Source organism: Sphingopyxis sp. QXT-31 (assembly GCF_001984035.1).
Lineage (GTDB): Bacteria > Pseudomonadota > Alphaproteobacteria > Sphingomonadales > Sphingomonadaceae > Sphingopyxis.
On the sequence record NZ_CP019449.1, the window covers coordinates 463,798 to 481,017 of the forward strand.

Below are 17,220 nucleotides of genomic sequence, written 5' to 3' on the forward strand. Positions count from 1 at the left end.
ACCCCTCCATGCGCCCGGTGGGCGACTCAATTCCTAAATAAAGCGTGCGCTCGTTTTATTTGATTGGCAAGCGGAATCGTGTATGGCTCGATTTTGCAAGTGAAAACGGGGAGTTTTATGCCGAAGCGGAGCGAAGCCTATATGTCGGGGCAGCGGGATCTCGTTGCCCGCGCGGCTTATGAAGTCATGCTCGAAAAAGGCCTTCACGACGCCTCGCTGCGGGACATTTGCACACGTGCAGGGGTTTCGATCGGGGCGTTTTACAATTTGTTTCCGACGAAGGCCGACGCGATCGTGGCGTCGAGATTGCTGAACCTGGCGGTTCAGCCGAAGCTTCCGGCAGTCAAATCCTGGGACGACTATGTCGCCTACCTCGTAGGGCAATATTGCAATCGCGATCCCAAGAGCCTGCAACGCCAACGCCTCGCCTTGCAGTTCGCGGCGGAAATTCTTCAGCTCAAGAGTAACCCGGCGGGTCTCAGCGAAATCTACGATGCCCAGCGCAAGCAACTGACGGTGTACCTAGCCGGCCTGCACGCGAACGGGGAGATAAGCCTGCCGTTCGGTCTGGAACAAACCGTCGAAATCCATGCGCTGCTCGCGCTGGGCGCGAGTTATCGCCTTGCAAACGACCTTGATCTCGGCGTCGAGGACGCCGCGGCCCTTCTGGCCGCCGGTCTGGCCGGCACGGCGGGGCTGACCGCCGGATGAGCGCAACCGTGACCATTTCAAATCGGCAGTTCGGGCGCGTTCCGCTTCCTGCAGAATTTCTTGCGCGAATATCTGCCCGTTTCGGCAATGGTTTTACGCAAAGCCGCCCCATCCTCGAGCAGCACGGGTCAAACGAATCGCACTTTGGGCAATCGGTTCCCGACGCAGTGGTATTTGCCCAATCGACCGCAGATGTGGTCGCGCTCGTCAATCTCTGTGCCGAATATGGAGTCCCGATTACGCCCTACGGCGCTGGCACCTCGATGGAGGGCAATGCACTTGCGATCAACGGCGGCATCTCGCTCGACATGAGCCAGATGGACAAGGTGATCGCGGTCAATGCCGAGGATTTCGACTGTGTCGTCCAGCCGGGCGTGCGCCGCGAAGAACTCAATGTGCATCTACGCGACCAAGGGCTGTTCTTCCCGATCGACCCCGGCGCCAACGCGACGATCGGCGGCATGGCGTCGACCCGCGCGTCGGGCACCAACGCGGTGCGCTATGGCACGATGAAAGACGCGGTGCTCAGCCTCGAAATCGTGACGCCGCAGGGCAAAGTCATCCGCACCGCGCGCCGCGCGCGCAAATCGGCGGCGGATTATGATCTGACCCGGCTCTATGTGGGTTCCGAAGGCACGCTCGGCATCATCACCGAAGTGACGCTGCGCCTGCATCCGGTTCCCGAGACGATCTCGGCGGCGGTGTGCAGCTTCGACACGCTGGGCGGCGCGGTCGATACTGTTGTCCAGTCGATCCAGTGCGCCGTGCCGCTCGCGCGCGTCGAGATCCTCGACAAGAAACAGATGGTCGCGGTCAACCGTTGGTCGAAGCTCGACTATCCCGAGGCGCCGACGCTCTTCTTCGAATTCCACGGCAGCGCCGCCAACGTCGCCGAACAGGTCGAGACGGTCAAAACGCTCGCCGAGGCAAATGGCGGCAGCGCGTTCAGCTGGTCGAACCTGCCCGAGGAGCGCACCAAGCTGTGGCGCGCGCGGCACGAAGCTTATTATGCCGCGGTCAACATGCGCGCGGGCGCGATCGGCTGGGCGACCGACGTCTGCGTGCCGATCAGCCGGCTCGCCGAATGTATCGCCGAAACGCATGTCGATCTCGACGCATCGAGCGTCCCCGCGACGATCCTGGGTCATGTCGGCGACGGCAATTTCCATGTGATCTTCTCGATCGATCCCGACGCGCCCGACGAAATGGCGGAAGTCGAGGCGATCAACGCGCGGCTCGTCGAACGCGCGCTCGCGATGGACGGGACGTGCACCGGCGAGCACGGCATCGGCATCGGCAAGCAGGCACGGCTGGTTGCCGAACTGGGCGATGCGGTCGAACAGATGCGGATGATCAAGCGCGCGCTCGATCCGCAGAATATCCTCAATCCCGGCAAGATTTTCGCGATGATCTAGACGCCCCAGATGGCCTGTCGGGTAAGCGAGCTAGCGGTCATTTAGTTCAGGAACCTCTTTGCGGTCTCGAGCTGCGACGGACACGGGCAACCTCGCAAATGCGCTCAAGTGGTGAATGTCGCGGCTAGTAATTTCGTCGACCCGGCGGCGGCCCATCAGCGCCATGCCGCGTTCGATTTCACTGCGGAACAGTTTCAGAACGCGTTCGACGCCAAGCTGCCCTCCCGCTGCGAGGCCGTAGAGGTACGGCCTTCCGATCGAGCACCCGTTCGCTCCGAGCGCCAAGGCCTTCAGCACGTGAGTTCCACGCCGGATACCGCCGTCAATGATCAACTGGGCGCGATCTTGGACGCGGTCCCGTATCGCCGGTAAATAATCTATCGGGGCGCCGGTGCCGTCTAGCTGCCGTCCGCCGTGGTTTGACACCATGATCGCGTCGGCTCCGCAATCGACCGCTGCTTCGCAGTCGGCGGGTAACATCGCGCCTTTGACAACGAGCTTTCCTTGCCAGCGGGCGCGCAACCACTCCAGGTCCCGCCAGCTGGCCGAGCGATCGAATTGGCCGTTCACATAGTCTATGACGTTGGTGCCAGAGGCGTCCAGATCGCCGACATGCTGAACGATGTTCGCAAGTTCGAACGACCGGTTGCGAAGCGCTCCCAATGCCCAGCGAGGATGCGCTGCGAAACTGAGCAGGCTGTCCAATGTGAAGCGAGGCGGCATGACCATTCCCGAGCGCAGGTCTCGTTCGCGGTTGCCGGCAACATTCGTATCGGTGGTGAGCGCAATGGCAGAATAACCGTACGTCTTTGCACGCTCGAGCAAGGCTTCGGTCAAGCCGCGGTCCCGGAAAAGATATAATTGGAAATATCGGCTTACGCCGCTTCTCGCGATCGCTTCCATCGAAGTCGTTGCCATCGTGGAGAGGCCATAGGGGACGCCCGCTGCGCCAGCCGCGCGTGCGACCGACAACTCGCCGGATGCATGAAATAGCTGCGACATTCCGGTCGGCGAAAGCATGAGGGGCATCGCCGCCGGCATGCCAATCAGGTCGCAAGTCGTATCAGTCGAGGTGACGTCGACAAGCGTGCTTTGCGCCAGCGCCCAGTCATTGAAAGCGCCGCTGTTGCGGGCCATGGTGATCTCGTCGTCAGCGCCGCCGTCAAGATAGTGCCAGATCGGTCCCGGCAGGGCTCCTTGGGCAAGCTTGCGCATGTCTTCGATGTTGTAGACGCGTTCGAGGCGCCTAGTGATGCTCATGGGTTCGCGCCCGCTGCGAATTCCTTGCCCTGCTCAGTCGGCCGTCCAACCATTTTGCCCCCAAACTTTCATAAGCGCTTCGTAGTGAAGCCACTTGGAGTTTCCATAAATGAAAGTGGGAAAACAAGCAATGGTCAAGCCAGAATTTCGAGTTATGTTGATAATATATGCGCTCAAATTCGCGCGGCGGATCAGCCGGTTCGGGTGCGGAATATCCCGATGGAAAGTTGGAAACCTATTGGTTCTCAGCCCGCCTTGCGCATGGGTGACGTCGCTTGGTCCGAATCCGGGTTGGCGGTATCAGGCTCCACCACGCGCAGCGAGCTATAGTCGCGGCCGGCGGAAGCGGCCGGTTCGGCACGTGGGCACAGAATGCCGAGGATTCGGCAGCGCTTGTCGCCGACCCTTATATGCGCATGCTTCATTTCGGCATCGAAGTAGATGGACGAGCCTGCAGTGAGGCGGACGGGGGCGTAAATTTCTGTATGGAACTCAACTTCCCCTTCAAGCACGTAGTTGAATTCTTCTCCGCTATGACTTGTGAACGGGCCGTAGTCCGCGACGTCGTCTAGTAAAATTTCGGCGATGAGCGGCTGAAATCTCTTGTTGAGAAGGTCCGAGGCCAGAAACCACTCCAGATATCCCCCTGCATCGATCAGCGTTCCTTCGTCCGGATGGGTGACACTGCGCCGCATACCGAAAGAAAGGGGCGAAGGCGGAGCGACGGCAATTCCTTCGCCTCCCAGAAATTCTGCGAGGTCTGCATCGAGCGCCCGGCAAATGCTGTCCAACCGCTCGAAGCTCGTTGAAAGCTTGCCATTCTCGATCTTGGACATGGTGGACAAGGCCACTCCGATCCGGTCGGCCAGCTGCGCAAGTGAGAGGCCTGCTGCGACGCGCTTCTCGCGGATGGCGGCACCGACTTTCAGGCGACTGCTCGCCAAGGCACTTTTTTGTCCCGTCTTCTCTCGCATTTCTCGACCTTGTACAATTTTCGATCTTCGACCGAAATGCCGGTCGGCCTTACCTTAACGGCTATACGCTTCGTTGTCATGAGATTGCCGCAGGAACGGCTGTAGTGCCGCTCCTGCGATCTCGGGCTTAGAATTTGCCTGAAAGGCTGACGCCGAAAGTCCGCGGCTGGAGAACCGTCACGCGCGCCGGGCCGCCGAGCGATGATGTTGCCATATAAGCAGATACGGCGCCGCGGACGTCAAACAGGTTACGGACGAACAACTGCACCTTGGCGGGACCCACTGTCGCGCCGGCCCGCAGATCGATCGTGACATAGTCGCCCAGATCATATTGTGGGAGGTTCGGGTTTCCATCGAACCCGGCGTTGCGATCTGAGACAAATCGCAGCGTAGCGCCGAAGGTCGGGCTCAGGCCCTCGCCAGTGCCCAGATAGTCCGCGTTGATCGCCGCGGTGAATTTGGGCACCGTCGGCAAACGATCTCCCTTCTGCCCGCCAAGGTCCGGCGAGTCGGCCGCGAGGCGGGCGTCCTGGTAGGCGAAGGCCCCCGTCACGTTCACGCTCCTCGCCGGACGAGCCGTCAGCGTCAACTCGGCGCCATCGATCTTCGCCCCGCCGGTATTCACATAGCTGTTGAGGCCGTTACGCAGGCCGGAGATCAGCATGTCGTCCCAGTCGATATGATATCCCGCGAAGTCGAGGGCGAATGTCCGATCCGCTGTTTCGCCGCGGAACCCGGCCTCGTAGCTCGTTAGGCTATCGGATTTGAACGTAGGCGGTCCCAAGGGCGCGCCGGTTATCGGATCAAATGTCACGATGTTGGGACCCCCCGGGCGATACCCGGTCGCAAAGCGGACGTAAGCCGTCGCGTGCGAGCTAAAGCGATAACGAGCGTTAGCGAGGTAGGTCGTCACGCTCTCGTTCGATCGCAGCGTCGGTGCCGAGGGTGCGAGAATTCCGGTCGCATTTTGAGTATAGCTTTGTCGATTGTGGGCGTAGCGAAGCCCCCCGGTCACGTCGAGCTTGTCGGAAAGATGCACGGTGACATTCCCGAAGGCCGCGTATTCCTTGTACGTGCTTGGAAGTAAGGCGGTGAGCAGGTCGACGGGGAACAGGGATCCATCGGCGTTGTACCCAATCAGGCTGCTCGGTGCGACGCTCTTTTCATCGGTATAAAAGCCGCCGACAATCCATTCGATCGTGCCGCTCTGCGACGATGCGAGCCGAACCTCCTGCGTGAACTTATCGGTCGAGATACCTCCATCGACGGCCGTTGACGCGACAGGCAGGCCGAACGCGCCGAGTAATGGAACATAGAGTGCCGACGCATCGATCCGGAAGCGCACATCATTGGTCTGATAGCTTGTGATCGATGTGAGCGTCGCGGCCCCGAAATCGTAATTGAGCGTGCCGCTCACGATGCGGAAACGCTGATCGAACGGCTCGCGAAGAATCCTTTGCTGCTCAAGGTCCCCCGTGATCCACTGGCCGTCGCGTGTGTAGTCGACCTGGGCATTTCCTTCGCGGTGAATATCTTGCGCGAACCCGCTCAGGCGAACGGAAAGCCGATCGGTCGGCTGCAGCAGGACGTCGAGCCGGCCACCATAGATGTTCGCGCGCCCGACATTGTCTTCGCCGCGTCCGACATCGTCGATAAATCCGCCGTCGCGCGAATAATAGCCGCCCGCGCGCACGGCGACTTTATCGGTGACGAGCGGCGCGCTGACAGCCGCCGCCACATTGTAGCTCGTGCCACCCTGCTCAGTGAACGAAACGCCGGCTTGGGCGCTGCCCTCAAATCCGCTCAGACTGGGTGCACGTGTCACATATTTGAGAAGGCCGCCCATTGAACTCGATCCGTACAGCGTTCCTTGCGGACCCCGAAGCACTTCAATCCGTTCGAGGTCGAAGAGTCCGGCATCGAGCGCCACGCCGGCGTTGATCGAGAAGACAGTGCTGCCACCATAGGGGACATCATCGACGTAAACGCCCACTGTGGACGCGACGTCGGCGCCCGAAGTGACGCCTCGCAGCGTGATCTGGTTGCGTCCCGCGCCGCCGTTGGAGCTGACCGTCATTGCGGGGACTGTGTTGGCGTAGTCGCGCAGCTGGGTCGCATTGAGCCGCTCAAGATCGTCCGAAGTTACTGCGGTGATCGACTGAGGCACATCGATAAGCCGCTCGGACCGGCGGGTCGCCGTCACGACGATTTCTGACGACCCCGAATTTTCAGCTGCCGGCTGACCGTCTGACTGCGCCCAAGCGGGCAATGGTGCCGCGACAAGCAACGTGGCGGAACCAGCATATAATGCAGCTCGAATGTTCATATAACCTCCCCAAGATCGGCCGGTTCCGGCGGCGGACGCCTTCACCATGCCTGGCCCGATTTTCCATTTTCCGCAGAGACTTTCCAAATCAGCAAGCAGGGAAAAGCATTTTCCTTTCCTTGTCAACTGAGAATCCGGCGGCGAGCCATTTTTACCGGCTACGAAGGGAAATATGATTTGACGCCAGTGTTTCTTGGTTTCATCTATGGAAATATAGACGGGCGGGACAATGATCGAGCCCGCCTCGGGAGAAAGCCATGGCAACGTCGTTTCGTTTGGATCATGCATTGGCGAGTGAAGCGGGTCTGTCTGCGTCGGTGCTCGCCGAATTCAATGCCTATCTGGATGGATCGGTCGCGCGCGCCGAGGCGCCAGGTTATGTGGTCATGCTCCTTCGAGGCGACCGGCTCGTCCATTGCCACGTGACCGGCTTTGCGGACTGGGAAAGTCGCGCACCTCTTCAGCCCGACTCGATTTTCACGCTTTACTCGATGAGCAAGCCCTTCGCCGCCGTCGCGATGATGCTCCTTCACGAAGAGGGTAAATGGCAGCTCGATGATCCCGTTTCCAAATATCTTCCGGAATTTTCAGATATCGCAGCCCTCCCGGGGAGCAAGGCGAGCCGGGTCCCGACGATAAGGGAAACATTTACCCACACCGCGGGCTTCGTCCTCGGCGCGACGCCGGAGGAGCGGATGGCTTCGGTGGAACTGATCTCGTGGCACAAGGCACGCTCCTTGACCGAGCTGATCGGCCGGTATGCGAGGATGCCGCTCGGCTATGAGCCGGGGTCGGCCTACGAATATGGCGTGGCGACCGACTTGCAGGCGGAAATCGTCGAGCGGCTGACCGGCGAGCGCCTCGATCTGTTCCTCAAGCGGCGCGTCTTCGATCCACTGGGCATGGTCGATACGGGCTTCCATCTGAGCTATGAACAGGGTCGGCGGCTCGCACGCGGTCACCGCCTCGATCCCGAAAGCGGGCAGCTTCGTCCCGCCAGACCGGACGAGCAGATCGAATCGATTTTTCCGATGGGCGGCACGTCGTTCAAATCCACGGCGCATGATTTTGCGCTGTTCTGCCGGATGTTGCTGAACCGGGGGGCGCTCGGGGAAGTCCGGATCCTCGCTGCCGAGAGCGTCGACCTGATGCTCGCCAATCACTTGAGCGACGCGTTCATGGAGACTGTCTACCCAATTCTTCATTATCGCATCGGTCAAGGGAACGGCCATGCTCTGAACGGAATGGTCTGCGTCGATCCCGAGCGGGCGGGCCGCCCTGTCGGCAAGGGTACATATGAGTGGGGCGGGGCGTTCGGTGCCTGGTTCTGGATCGATCCCGAACACGACATTGCCTGTATCGGGATGACCAATCGTGGCCGGCTCGGGGAAGAGCGACCGCCGGAAGTCATCGCCCAGGAGACTGTCTATCGAGCGCTGAGAGTCGGCGGCGCTCACGGCGTGTGACCGGCCGTCTGGCTGCTCGGTGGCTGCGCACCTCAGGATTATCAGGAGACCGCGATGCAACCGGTGGGCCAAGTGACGACAATGAGTGAGGCTGATGCCGCATCGCCCGCAAAGCCGTGGGACCGTTACAGTCCGCGCGAGCGCAATTTGCTGCTCGTCGTGCTTTTTCTGGTCGGCACCTCAAACTTCGTCGATCGCAACATCATCGGCGTGCTTCTCGAGCCGATAAAAGCCGAATTCGGAGCGTCGGACACGATGCTTGGGCTGTTATCGGGTCTTTCATTCGCGGTCTTCTACGCCACACTCGGCTTGCCCGTCGCGCGCTGGGCAGATCGGGGCGACAGGCGCTTCATCATCACCTTGTCGCTGACCGTCTGGAGCGTGATGACCGCGCTCTGCGGTATGGCACAGAGCTTTTGGCAGCTCGCCCTCGCGCGCGTCGGGGTGGGTGCCGGCGAGGCGGGAGCCATTCCTCCCGCGCAAAGCCTCATCGCCGATTATTTCCCGCCCGATCGCCGCGCCCGGGCGATCGGCATCTTCATGCTTTCCTCGATGGCGGGATATATTCTCGGCATGGCCGGGGGCGGCTGGATCGCGCAAAATTGCGGGTGGCGCACCGCGTTTCTTGCCGTGGGTTTGCCCGGCCTCGCGCTTGCAATATTGGCCCGATGGATTCTTAAGGAGCCGAGGCATCTGCCGCAGTTCCGCGTCGACCCGACCGCACAGGAGAGCATAAGCGATACGTGCAGGGCTCTCTTCGCCAAGGCGGCCTACTGCAATATCGTCTGGGCAATGATCATCTATTATCTGATGGCCTATGGCGCGCTGATTTTCACGGTGCCCTTTGTGATCCGTGTGCACAATCTCACGGTCGCGGAGGCGGGCGCCATATTCGGAGGGGTTTCCGCCGTGGGGGCCGTGCTCGGCAGCATCTTCGGTGGCAGCCTTGCCGACCGGCTCGCCAAGCGGGATATGGCAGTGTTTGCGTGGTTGCCCGGCTGGGGATTGATCGCCGCGCTGCCGCTCTATGAGGCGGCTCTCCTCGCACCAAGCGTAACCGCAATGGCTGCCATCCTTTTGGTCGCCAGCACATTGCTGGCGGGGGTGGTGCCGCCGATCTTCGCCGCGCTGCTCAGCGTGTGCGGCTCCTCGCGCCGCGCGATGGCGGTGGCGATCGTGTTTTTCTTCGCCAATCTGGTTGGACTGGGCGCCGGGCCGGTCGTCGCAGGGGCGCTGAGCGATTATTTCGCGCTCGCATACGGACCGGCCGACGGACTGCGCTATGCGATGATGATCATGATGTGCGCATTTCTGCCAAGCGGCTTTTTCATGCTGCGAGCCGCGCGCACGATGCGTGCAGACGCTGAAGATTGAACAGAAATTCAAGAGGTGAGTGATGCAGACCCTTTTCCGTAATGCCCTGATCTTCGACGGAGTGTCGCGCGATCTTCGCGAAGGGCATGTGCTGGTCGAAGATGGACTTATAGCCGAGGTGAGCGAGCAGCCGATAAAGGTTGATGCGGACCGGGTCGTCGAGGCAGATGGCCGGACCCTGATGCCGGGGCTGATCGATCTTCATGTCCACATCTGGGCCGCGGACATGAATGTCGCGAGGCTGTCGCAGATGCCGACCGAATATTACTCGCTTTATGCGGCGCAATTTCTTCAATCGACGCTCGATCGGGGCTTCACGACCTTGCGCGACGCCGGCGGAACCGACGCCGGGTTCGCGATGGCGATCGAAAAAGGCTTTATCAAGAGCCCGCGCTTCTATCATAGCGGGCGCTATATCTCGCAGACCGGCGGCCATGGGGATTTTCGTGAGGGTCACGAGCAGCATTTTTCCGACTGCATGTGCTGTCCACCTCGGCATGAGCGCTTTACCGCGATCGCCGACGGCGCGGATGCCGTTCGCAAAGCCGTTCGTGAGGAATTCCGGCGCGGCGCGCGGGCGATCAAGATCATGGCTTCAGGCGGCGTCGCAAGCCCGACCGATCCGCTAGACAAGCTGCAGTTCACCGATGCGGAAATCCTTGCCGCGGTGGACGAAGCGGCGATGCGCGGATCCTATATTTTCGCGCATTGTCATCCCGATATCGCGATCCGCCGTTGTTCTGAGCTCGGCGTCCGATGCATCGAGCATGTCTCGATGGTCTCACCGGAGACTGCGGCGATCATGGCCAGGAACGGCACCTATGGCGTTCCGACGCTCGCGGTGGTGCACGCCTTCTACGAGGACGGCGCGAAGTTCGGACTGCCGGCGGCCAGTATCGGCAAGATGCAGAACCTGCTGGAAGCCATGACCGAAGGCCTGGTCCACATGAAGAACGCTGGCGTGAAAATTGGGTTCGGTACCGATCTGCTTGCCGAACATAATGATCGCCAGGGGATCGAATTCGCCCTGCGCGCCAAGGTGCTTGATCCATACGACATTCTTATTTCTGCAACGTCGGTGGCCGCCGAGATCATCATGGAAGAGGGGCGGTTGGGGGTGGTGGCGCCAGGCGCCTATGCCGACATCCTCTTGGTCGACGGAAATCCGATGCGCGACGTCACGATTCTGGGACAGGATGGACGAAATTTTCCCGTCATCATGAAGGCGGGCGAGTTTCACAAAATGGCGCTGTGAAGGTGACCATGCCGGCCAATCGGGAAAGATTGCAAATGGTTGATGCCGAACGATCGAGTGCGCTTTCGTTGGTCGGAGTGCAGAAGGTCTGGGACGAACTTGCGCGCTCGCCCTTCGTACAGCGTGACCTGGGTGTCCCGATCGATCGCCTGCCCGACATCAGCGAGGAGGCGGTCAGCGCGCGCAGCACTCGTGCGGCAGAAGCGATCGCATTGCTCGATCGCGTCAATACTTCCAGCCTGTCGCGCGACATGGAGACAAACCACGAAGTCGCCAGGGCGCTCGCCAACAGAATGAGCCGGGAAGGGGAGCGATACTGGCTGGCGTTCGACCCGCTTGGTGTCGGTTTCTTCGCGCTCTTCGCGCCGACTGCCTATGGCGGCGGATTCCTCCTGGGGAATGTTGCCGGCATGCTGGCAAAGCAGAGGTTCGACGCGTCGGGCGATCTCGATCGGTATCTCGGCCTGGTGGAGGACTACGCCCGGATCATCGACCAGATGCGTGAGCGTACGATCGGTCAGGCCCGGCGCGGTATCCGGATGCCACGCGTCCAGCTCGTTCAATCAATCGAGCTCATTGCGCGGTTTCGCGCGGGTATCAAAAGCTTGGTTCCGGCCGTGTCTCGACTGGCTGCAGCCGGCGGGTCCCTTGCGTTCGACAAGATCGCAGATCGCGTCGCCCGGTCGGTCGATCCCGCTCTGGGGCGCCTCGCCGCCACCCTCGAAGACAGTGACTACCGCGCCTCCGCTCCCGAGGCTGTGGGTATCGGACAATATCCGGGCGGGGCAGCGCTGTATCGTGAGCTGGTTAGCGAACATACGACGATGGAGGTGTCGCCCGAGGAGGTGCATGCCGAAGGACTGCGCCGTATGGACATGGTTCGGGACGAGATGGCGGCGCTACTCAAGCAGGTCGGATACTCGGGTTCACCGCAAGATTATCGGATGGATATCGAGAGAAATCCGTTATGGCGGGCCAACACGCCGGCCGAGATCGAAGCGGTCTTTCGGCGCTATATCGCGCGGATCGAGCCCCATATCGAGCGCATGTTTCGGTTTCGTCCGCAAGCTCCGCACGACGTCGCCGCGCTTCCCGAAGCCCTCGCAGCTTCCATGACATTCGGCTACTATGATGCGCCGGGTCCCGGGCAGCCCGCCGGCCGGTATCTGTTCAATGCGGGCAATCTCGCTGGTGGACCGCTCGCGAATATAGCATCGCTAAATTACCACGAGCTGGTTCCCGGGCATCATTTTCACATTGCGTCGCAGCGGGAGAATGAGGCGCTCCACCCAATCCGTGCGAATGCGCTGTTCAATGCTTTCAACGAGGGCTGGGCCGAATATGCCGCGACCCTGGCAGGCGAGATCGGCATGTACGAGGCGCCCGAGGAGCGGTTCGGTCGCTTGATGATGGACGCCTTCCTGAACTGTCGACTGGTGGTCGATACCGGCATGAACGCGCTCGGCTGGAGCCTCGATCGGGCCCGCACTTATATGCGCGACAATGCGTTCATGCCTGAGGCCGAGATCGGATCCGAAAGCGTCCGTTACTCCTGTGACATCCCCGCGCAGTCGCTCGCCTACAAACTTGGCGAACAATTTCTGATGGATCAGCGCGAGGCCATGCGAACGGCGCTTGGCGAGCGTTTCGACATTCGGGATTTCCACGACGCGGTACTGAAACCCGGCGCTTTGCCACTGCCGCTGACCGCGAAGAATGTCGATACTGCCATTGGCGAGGTTCTGGCCAGAAGCTGAGCGTTCCAAGATACCTGACGCGACGGTGCGAAGGCGCAACCTTCGCTCGCGACTTTCCACTTGTCCATTATCGAAAGATGGATCGAGGATAGGTCTAGAAATTGGGAGTTTCTTTCCCATATTTTGGCTCCATTCTCTAGAATCCGCTTGACGCCGAGAAGTTTTCTCGTTTTCATAGGTGGAAAGTAGCCTTTTATCTTGAGCGGTCGGGAGAGTGATATGCCTCGTTTCAAATTTACGCCCGCGCTCGCCAATGAAGCAGGGTTTTCAGCTGATGTCTTGGCGGAGCTGGACAGCTACTTCGATGCGATGGTCGCGAATGGCGACATGCCGGGGCAGGTCATGCTGCTTGCGCGGGGCGACAAGCTCGTGCGTGCGCATGTCACCGGCTTTGCCGATTGCGAAACCAGGCGGCCCATGTCACCGGACGCCGTTTTCCCGCTCTATTCGATGAGTAAGCCTCTCACGGCTGTCGCCATGTTGTTGCTCCATGAGGAGGGCAAATGGGATCTGGACGATCGTCTGGCCAAATATCTTCCCGAGTTCGAGGGCGTGGAGGCACTTGGCGACAGCGGAGCGACCCGGGGCCCTACGTTGCGCGAAACCTTTACGCACACCGCCGGGTTGAGCATCGGCAAAACGCCTGAGCAAATGGCCGCAAACGCAGCCAAGCTCGATTTCGCAAGCCGGCGGTCGCTCAGCGATCTGGTCGGAAAGATCGCGACGATGCCGCTGGGTTATGAGCCAGGATCGGCGTGGGAATATAGCGTTGCAACAGATCTGCAGGCCGAGATCGTCGAACGCCTGTCCGGAGAGCGTGTCGATCTGTTTCTGAAGCGACGTCTCTTCGATCCGCTCGGGATGAATGACACGAGTTTCGTCCTCGATGACAGGCAATCGAAGAGGCTGGTATCGGGTCATGTCTACGACCCCGAAGCGGGAAGGCTGAGGCACGCAGCGCCGGCGGAGCGTTTCGAGTCCATTTTCCCGATGGGCGGGACATCGTACAAGACCACCGCTCTCGATTTCGCCCGGTTCGCCCGTATGCTGCTCAACCGCGGCTCGCTCGGCGACATTCAGGTGCTGAAGCCTGAGAGCGTCGATCTGATGCTGCAGAACCACCTCTCCGATGCATTTTGCGAGAACCGGTATCCGGTGCTGCATTATACGATCGGCCAAGGCAATGGGCATGGGCTCAACGGAATGGTCTGCGTCGACCCCGAGCGTGCCGGACGGCCCGTCGGCCGCGGAACTTACGAATGGGGCGGGGCCTTCGGCACATGGTTCTGGATCGACCCCGAGAACGACATTCTCTGCGTCGGAATGGGCAATTGCGCACGCAGCCCGACGAATATGCGGCCACCTGAAATCGTTGCGCAGGAGCTGGTTTATCGCGCAGCGCTGACGAGCTGATCGGTGCCGGACGTGGCTGGAACATCCGAACCGTCAGAAGCCATAAGTGCCTGCGACACTCAGCGCTCAGGTTCCAAGCGCACGGTGGTCATTGGCTGTGGAATTATCGGACTGACCACCGGGCTCGAGCTGTTGCGTCGGGGCGAACAGGTCCTGCTTGTCGATGGAGCCGAGCAAGAAGGGGTAGGGACCAGCTTTGCCAACGGCGGGCTTTTAACGCCGTCCATGCCGGATCCCTGGAATGCGCCGGGCATTCATCGTCATCTTCTGGAATATCTGGTCAGCTCGTCTTCGGCGCTGAAATTGCGGCTGAAAGCCCTGCCATCGCTCGCGCTATGGGGACCGAAATTTCTGCTGAATTCGCGTCAGGCTCCCTATCAGGCTGCGACACGAGCGAACTTCAGCCTTGCAGATTATTCGCTTTCGGTAATGCGCGAGTTGCGCAGCGAATATGACCTGGCGTTCGACGCGCTGGACCATGGCACGCTGAAGATATTCCGATCAGAGGAGGCATGGGCGGCTGCGCTGTCGGTCAGCCAGTCCCTCAAGCCGCTCGGACTTGTGGCGGATCCCGTCGAAACCGGCGCGCTGTCACGGATCGAGCCTTGTCTCACGCCGATTGCGGGCAAACTCGCCGGAGGGATATTCTATCCTTCCGATGGTTCCGGAGACGCGCATATCTTTTGCCGGGCGATCGCTCGCACGATCAGGAACCTGGGAGGATCCTTCCGGTTCGGCACGCCGGTGCGAACCATCGAGGTCGTGGACGGTCAGGTCCGTGGCATATGGGTTGGCAAGGAATTGGTTGAGGCCGAAGGAGTGGTCATTGCAACAGGGGTCGCCAGTCCGGCCCTCGCTGCGCGTTTCGGGACCAAACTCGCGATCAAACCCGTCAAAGGCTATTCAGTGACCTATGATATCGGCTCGGCGAATTGCAGGCCGCGCGTCCCGGTTATCGATGACGCCTTTCACGCAGCAATAACTCCGCTCGGGTCACGATTGCGCGCGGCAGGAACTGCGGAATTCGCAGGCCATGATCTGCGCCTCGATCTCAGGCGGCTCGACAATCTGTCATTGCTTTTTTCCGAGGTTTATCCCGAACTGGCGAGCGCGGCCACGCTTGCGACCGCGAAACCCTGGGCGGGATTGCGACCGGTCGCGGCGGACGGCTTGCCTTATATTGGCGCCACTCCGGTCGAAGGCCTGTGGATCAACAGCGGTCACGGCCATCTGGGTTGGACCCTGGCGGCGGGGGGCGCGCGGATGCTGGTCGATTTGATGGCGGGTGTGAAACCGGCGATTGACGCGGCGCCTTTCGCGCCGTCGCGATAAGGGAGAGCCTCCTGCTTCTCCCCAATGATGAGGAATATTTAATGACCATCGCCCGTTTCGGTACCGGACCCCGCATGAGCCAGGCCGTCGTCCATAAGGATGTCGTCTATCTGGCTGGGCAAGTCGGGGCGCCGGGGGCGTCCGTCGCGGAGCAGACGCAGTCGGTTCTCGACCAAATCGATACGCTGTTGCATCAAGCCGGCAGCAGCAGGCGACACTTGCTGTCGGTGACGATCTGGCTGTCTGACATGGCTGATTTTGCCGAAATGAATGCGGTGTGGGATGCCTGGGTCACCGACATCGATCCTCCCGCGCGCGCGACAGGCGAAAGCCGGTTGGCGACTCCCGATTACAAGGTCGAGATCATCGTGATAGCTGCCAAAGCCTGAGGCCGGAAAGGGCGCGAATGACGAGCAAGCTTCCACCCCTGCGGATCTTCGTTGCAGGCCTTATGCACGAGACGAACGGCTTTTCGCCGATACCGACCAGCATGGACAGTTTCGAAGCCGATCTGGCCTATATTCCGCCTCGTGACAGGATGCGCGACCTCGCGCTGAACTTTGCTGGTTATGGTGATGCCGTTCGTGCCATTCGGGAGGCCGGAAACGAAGCAATCGAAGGGCCGTGCTTCTGGGCTCAACCCTCCGGGCCGATCTCGGCGAGTGTCTATGCAAAGTTGAAGCAAATCCTTCTCGATGCGCTGTCTGACGCGGGGCGTGTCGATGCGGTTCTATTGGTTCTTCATGGCGCGATGATCGCCGAAGGCGTTTTGGACTGCGAGGCGGATTTGCTGGCAGAAGTTCGCGCAGCGGCCGGCCCGGACATGCCAATTGGCGGCCTTCTCGACCTGCATGGCAATGTGAGCGCAGCCATGATCGAAAGCGGCGCGCTTCTTGCCGGAGTGAAGGAATATCCGCATATCGATTACCCCGAGCGCGCGCGTGAACTTCAGGACATGCTCGTCGAACTGGTGGGCGGGGCTCGCTTGACGATGACCCTTCGGACGATCCCCTGGTTGAGCCTTCAAGGCACGGTCGAACAACCGATGCGCGGGTTTGTGGACCGCATGATCGAGGCCGAAGGCGCGGACGGGATCCGGTCGGTCACGCTGATGCACGGATTTCCGTGGGCTGATTGGGCGCACGCCGGTGCCTCGGTGCTTGTGGTATCGCAGGAGACAGATGCGGCGGCCGCATCCGCGCTCGCGGAAGACTTGGCCGAGGCCTTCACTCTTATCGCCGACGGCGCACCTGTCGAGCGCTTGTGTATAGCTGACGCGATAGACACGGCGCTTTCTGCGCCGGGCGAGGGGCCCGTTGTCATCGCGGACAGCTCGGACAATCCGGGGGGCGGGGCGGCATGCGACAGCACCTTCCTGCTGCGCGAGCTGATTGATCGTGGCTGCGAGGATGCGGCGGTGGGAATGATCTGGGATCCCCAGACGGCTCAAACCGCTGCGGACGCAGGTGTAGGTTCGAAACTGTGCCTGCGTATCGGCGGTAAGGTTGGGCCGATGTCCGGCGATCCTGTCGATCTGGAATGCGAAGTGTTGGCAGTTCGAGACGATGTAAAGCAGCGGATGTTCTCGGCGGAGCCCAATGTGCCGATCGGGCTGTCGGCAGCCTTGCGCGCCGGGGGCGTCGAGATTGTCGTAAATTCGATCCGTCAGCAGGTATTCGACCCCGACTGCTTTCTCCAGCTGGGGATTGAACTTGCGTCCAAGAAACTTGTGGTCGTCAAGTCGAGCCAGCATTTTCGTGCGCTCTTCGATCCGATCGCGCAAAGTACGGTTTATTGCGACGCGCCGGGCTCGCTAAGCCTGGACTTTGCGAAATTGCCGTATCGGAACGTCAGGCTTGCGCGTTCGCGCGCCGGTTTCATAAGCGATGAGCCGGTTACAACAGTACAGCGGCCGATTGCCGCACCGCATTGAAGCC

Annotated in this window: 13 protein-coding genes; 10 read left to right on the top strand and 3 right to left on the bottom strand. The window is 60.7% G+C overall.

Translation table 11 applies throughout. The annotated features are described in order from the left end of the window. Positions 1-117: 117 nt before the first annotated feature. Entirely contained in the window at positions 118-711 is a 594-nt protein-coding gene (locus tag BWQ93_RS02285; protein ID WP_077029111.1) for a TetR/AcrR family transcriptional regulator, read from the top strand. After that, a complete protein-coding gene (locus BWQ93_RS02290) occupies positions 708-2,126 on the top strand; it encodes an FAD-binding oxidoreductase (protein ID WP_077029112.1) in 1,419 nt (472 codons plus the stop codon). Before BWQ93_RS02285 ends, BWQ93_RS02290 begins: the two co-directional genes overlap by 4 nt. Before the next feature lie 30 nt (positions 2,127-2,156). On the opposite strand, the gene BWQ93_RS02295 is transcribed toward BWQ93_RS02290, so the two are convergent. The 3 genes from BWQ93_RS02295 to BWQ93_RS02305 form a co-directional block, all read right to left on the bottom strand. Then, a complete protein-coding gene (locus tag BWQ93_RS02295) occupies positions 2,157-3,386 on the bottom strand; it encodes an alpha-hydroxy acid oxidase (RefSeq protein ID WP_077029113.1) in 1,230 nt (409 codons plus the stop codon). A gap of 245 nt (positions 3,387-3,631) precedes the next feature. After that, positions 3,632-4,360: a helix-turn-helix domain-containing protein gene (locus tag BWQ93_RS02300; protein ID WP_077029114.1), complete on the bottom strand. Its 729-nt coding sequence runs from the start codon at positions 4,358-4,360 to the stop codon at positions 3,632-3,634. Positions 4,361-4,487: 127 nt separating this feature from the next. Next, positions 4,488-6,974 (bottom strand): TonB-dependent receptor, encoded by a 2,487-nt coding sequence (locus tag BWQ93_RS02305; RefSeq protein WP_083720530.1) that lies wholly within the window; start codon positions 6,972-6,974, stop codon positions 4,488-4,490. Here BWQ93_RS02305 and BWQ93_RS02310 point away from each other — a divergent pair. From BWQ93_RS02310 to BWQ93_RS02345, 8 genes are all read left to right on the top strand, one after another. Continuing rightward, positions 6,944-8,152, top strand: coding sequence for a serine hydrolase domain-containing protein (locus BWQ93_RS02310; RefSeq protein ID WP_083721110.1), 1,209 nt, complete (start codon positions 6,944-6,946; stop codon positions 8,150-8,152). The genes BWQ93_RS02305 and BWQ93_RS02310 overlap by 31 nt on opposite strands. Positions 8,153-8,206: 54 nt before the next feature. Next, on the top strand, positions 8,207-9,526 hold the full coding sequence (locus BWQ93_RS02315; protein ID WP_083720532.1) for a spinster family MFS transporter: 1,320 nt from the start codon (positions 8,207-8,209) through the stop codon (positions 9,524-9,526). A gap of 22 nt (positions 9,527-9,548) precedes the next feature. Continuing rightward, entirely contained in the window at positions 9,549-10,781 is a 1,233-nt protein-coding gene (locus tag BWQ93_RS02320) for a metal-dependent hydrolase family protein (RefSeq protein ID WP_077029118.1), read from the top strand. A gap of 35 nt (positions 10,782-10,816) precedes the next feature. Continuing rightward, positions 10,817-12,538 carry a DUF885 domain-containing protein gene (locus BWQ93_RS02325; protein ID WP_077029119.1) on the top strand — a complete coding sequence of 574 codons (1,722 nt, stop codon included), beginning with the start codon at positions 10,817-10,819 and terminating at the stop codon, positions 12,536-12,538. A gap of 219 nt (positions 12,539-12,757) precedes the next feature. Continuing rightward, complete coding sequence (locus BWQ93_RS02330; RefSeq protein ID WP_083720535.1) at positions 12,758-13,951, top strand: serine hydrolase domain-containing protein; 1,194 nt, start codon at positions 12,758-12,760, stop codon at positions 13,949-13,951. A gap of 3 nt (positions 13,952-13,954) precedes the next feature. Then, positions 13,955-15,283, top strand: coding sequence for an FAD-dependent oxidoreductase (locus BWQ93_RS02335; RefSeq protein WP_083720537.1), 1,329 nt, complete (start codon positions 13,955-13,957; stop codon positions 15,281-15,283). Between the two features lie 41 nt (positions 15,284-15,324). Further along, a complete protein-coding gene (locus BWQ93_RS02340; RefSeq protein WP_077029122.1) occupies positions 15,325-15,672 on the top strand; it encodes a RidA family protein in 348 nt (115 codons plus the stop codon). Between the two features lie 17 nt (positions 15,673-15,689). Continuing rightward, complete coding sequence (locus tag BWQ93_RS02345) at positions 15,690-17,216, top strand: M81 family metallopeptidase (RefSeq protein WP_077029123.1); 1,527 nt, start codon at positions 15,690-15,692, stop codon at positions 17,214-17,216. Positions 17,217-17,220 lie beyond the last annotated feature (4 nt).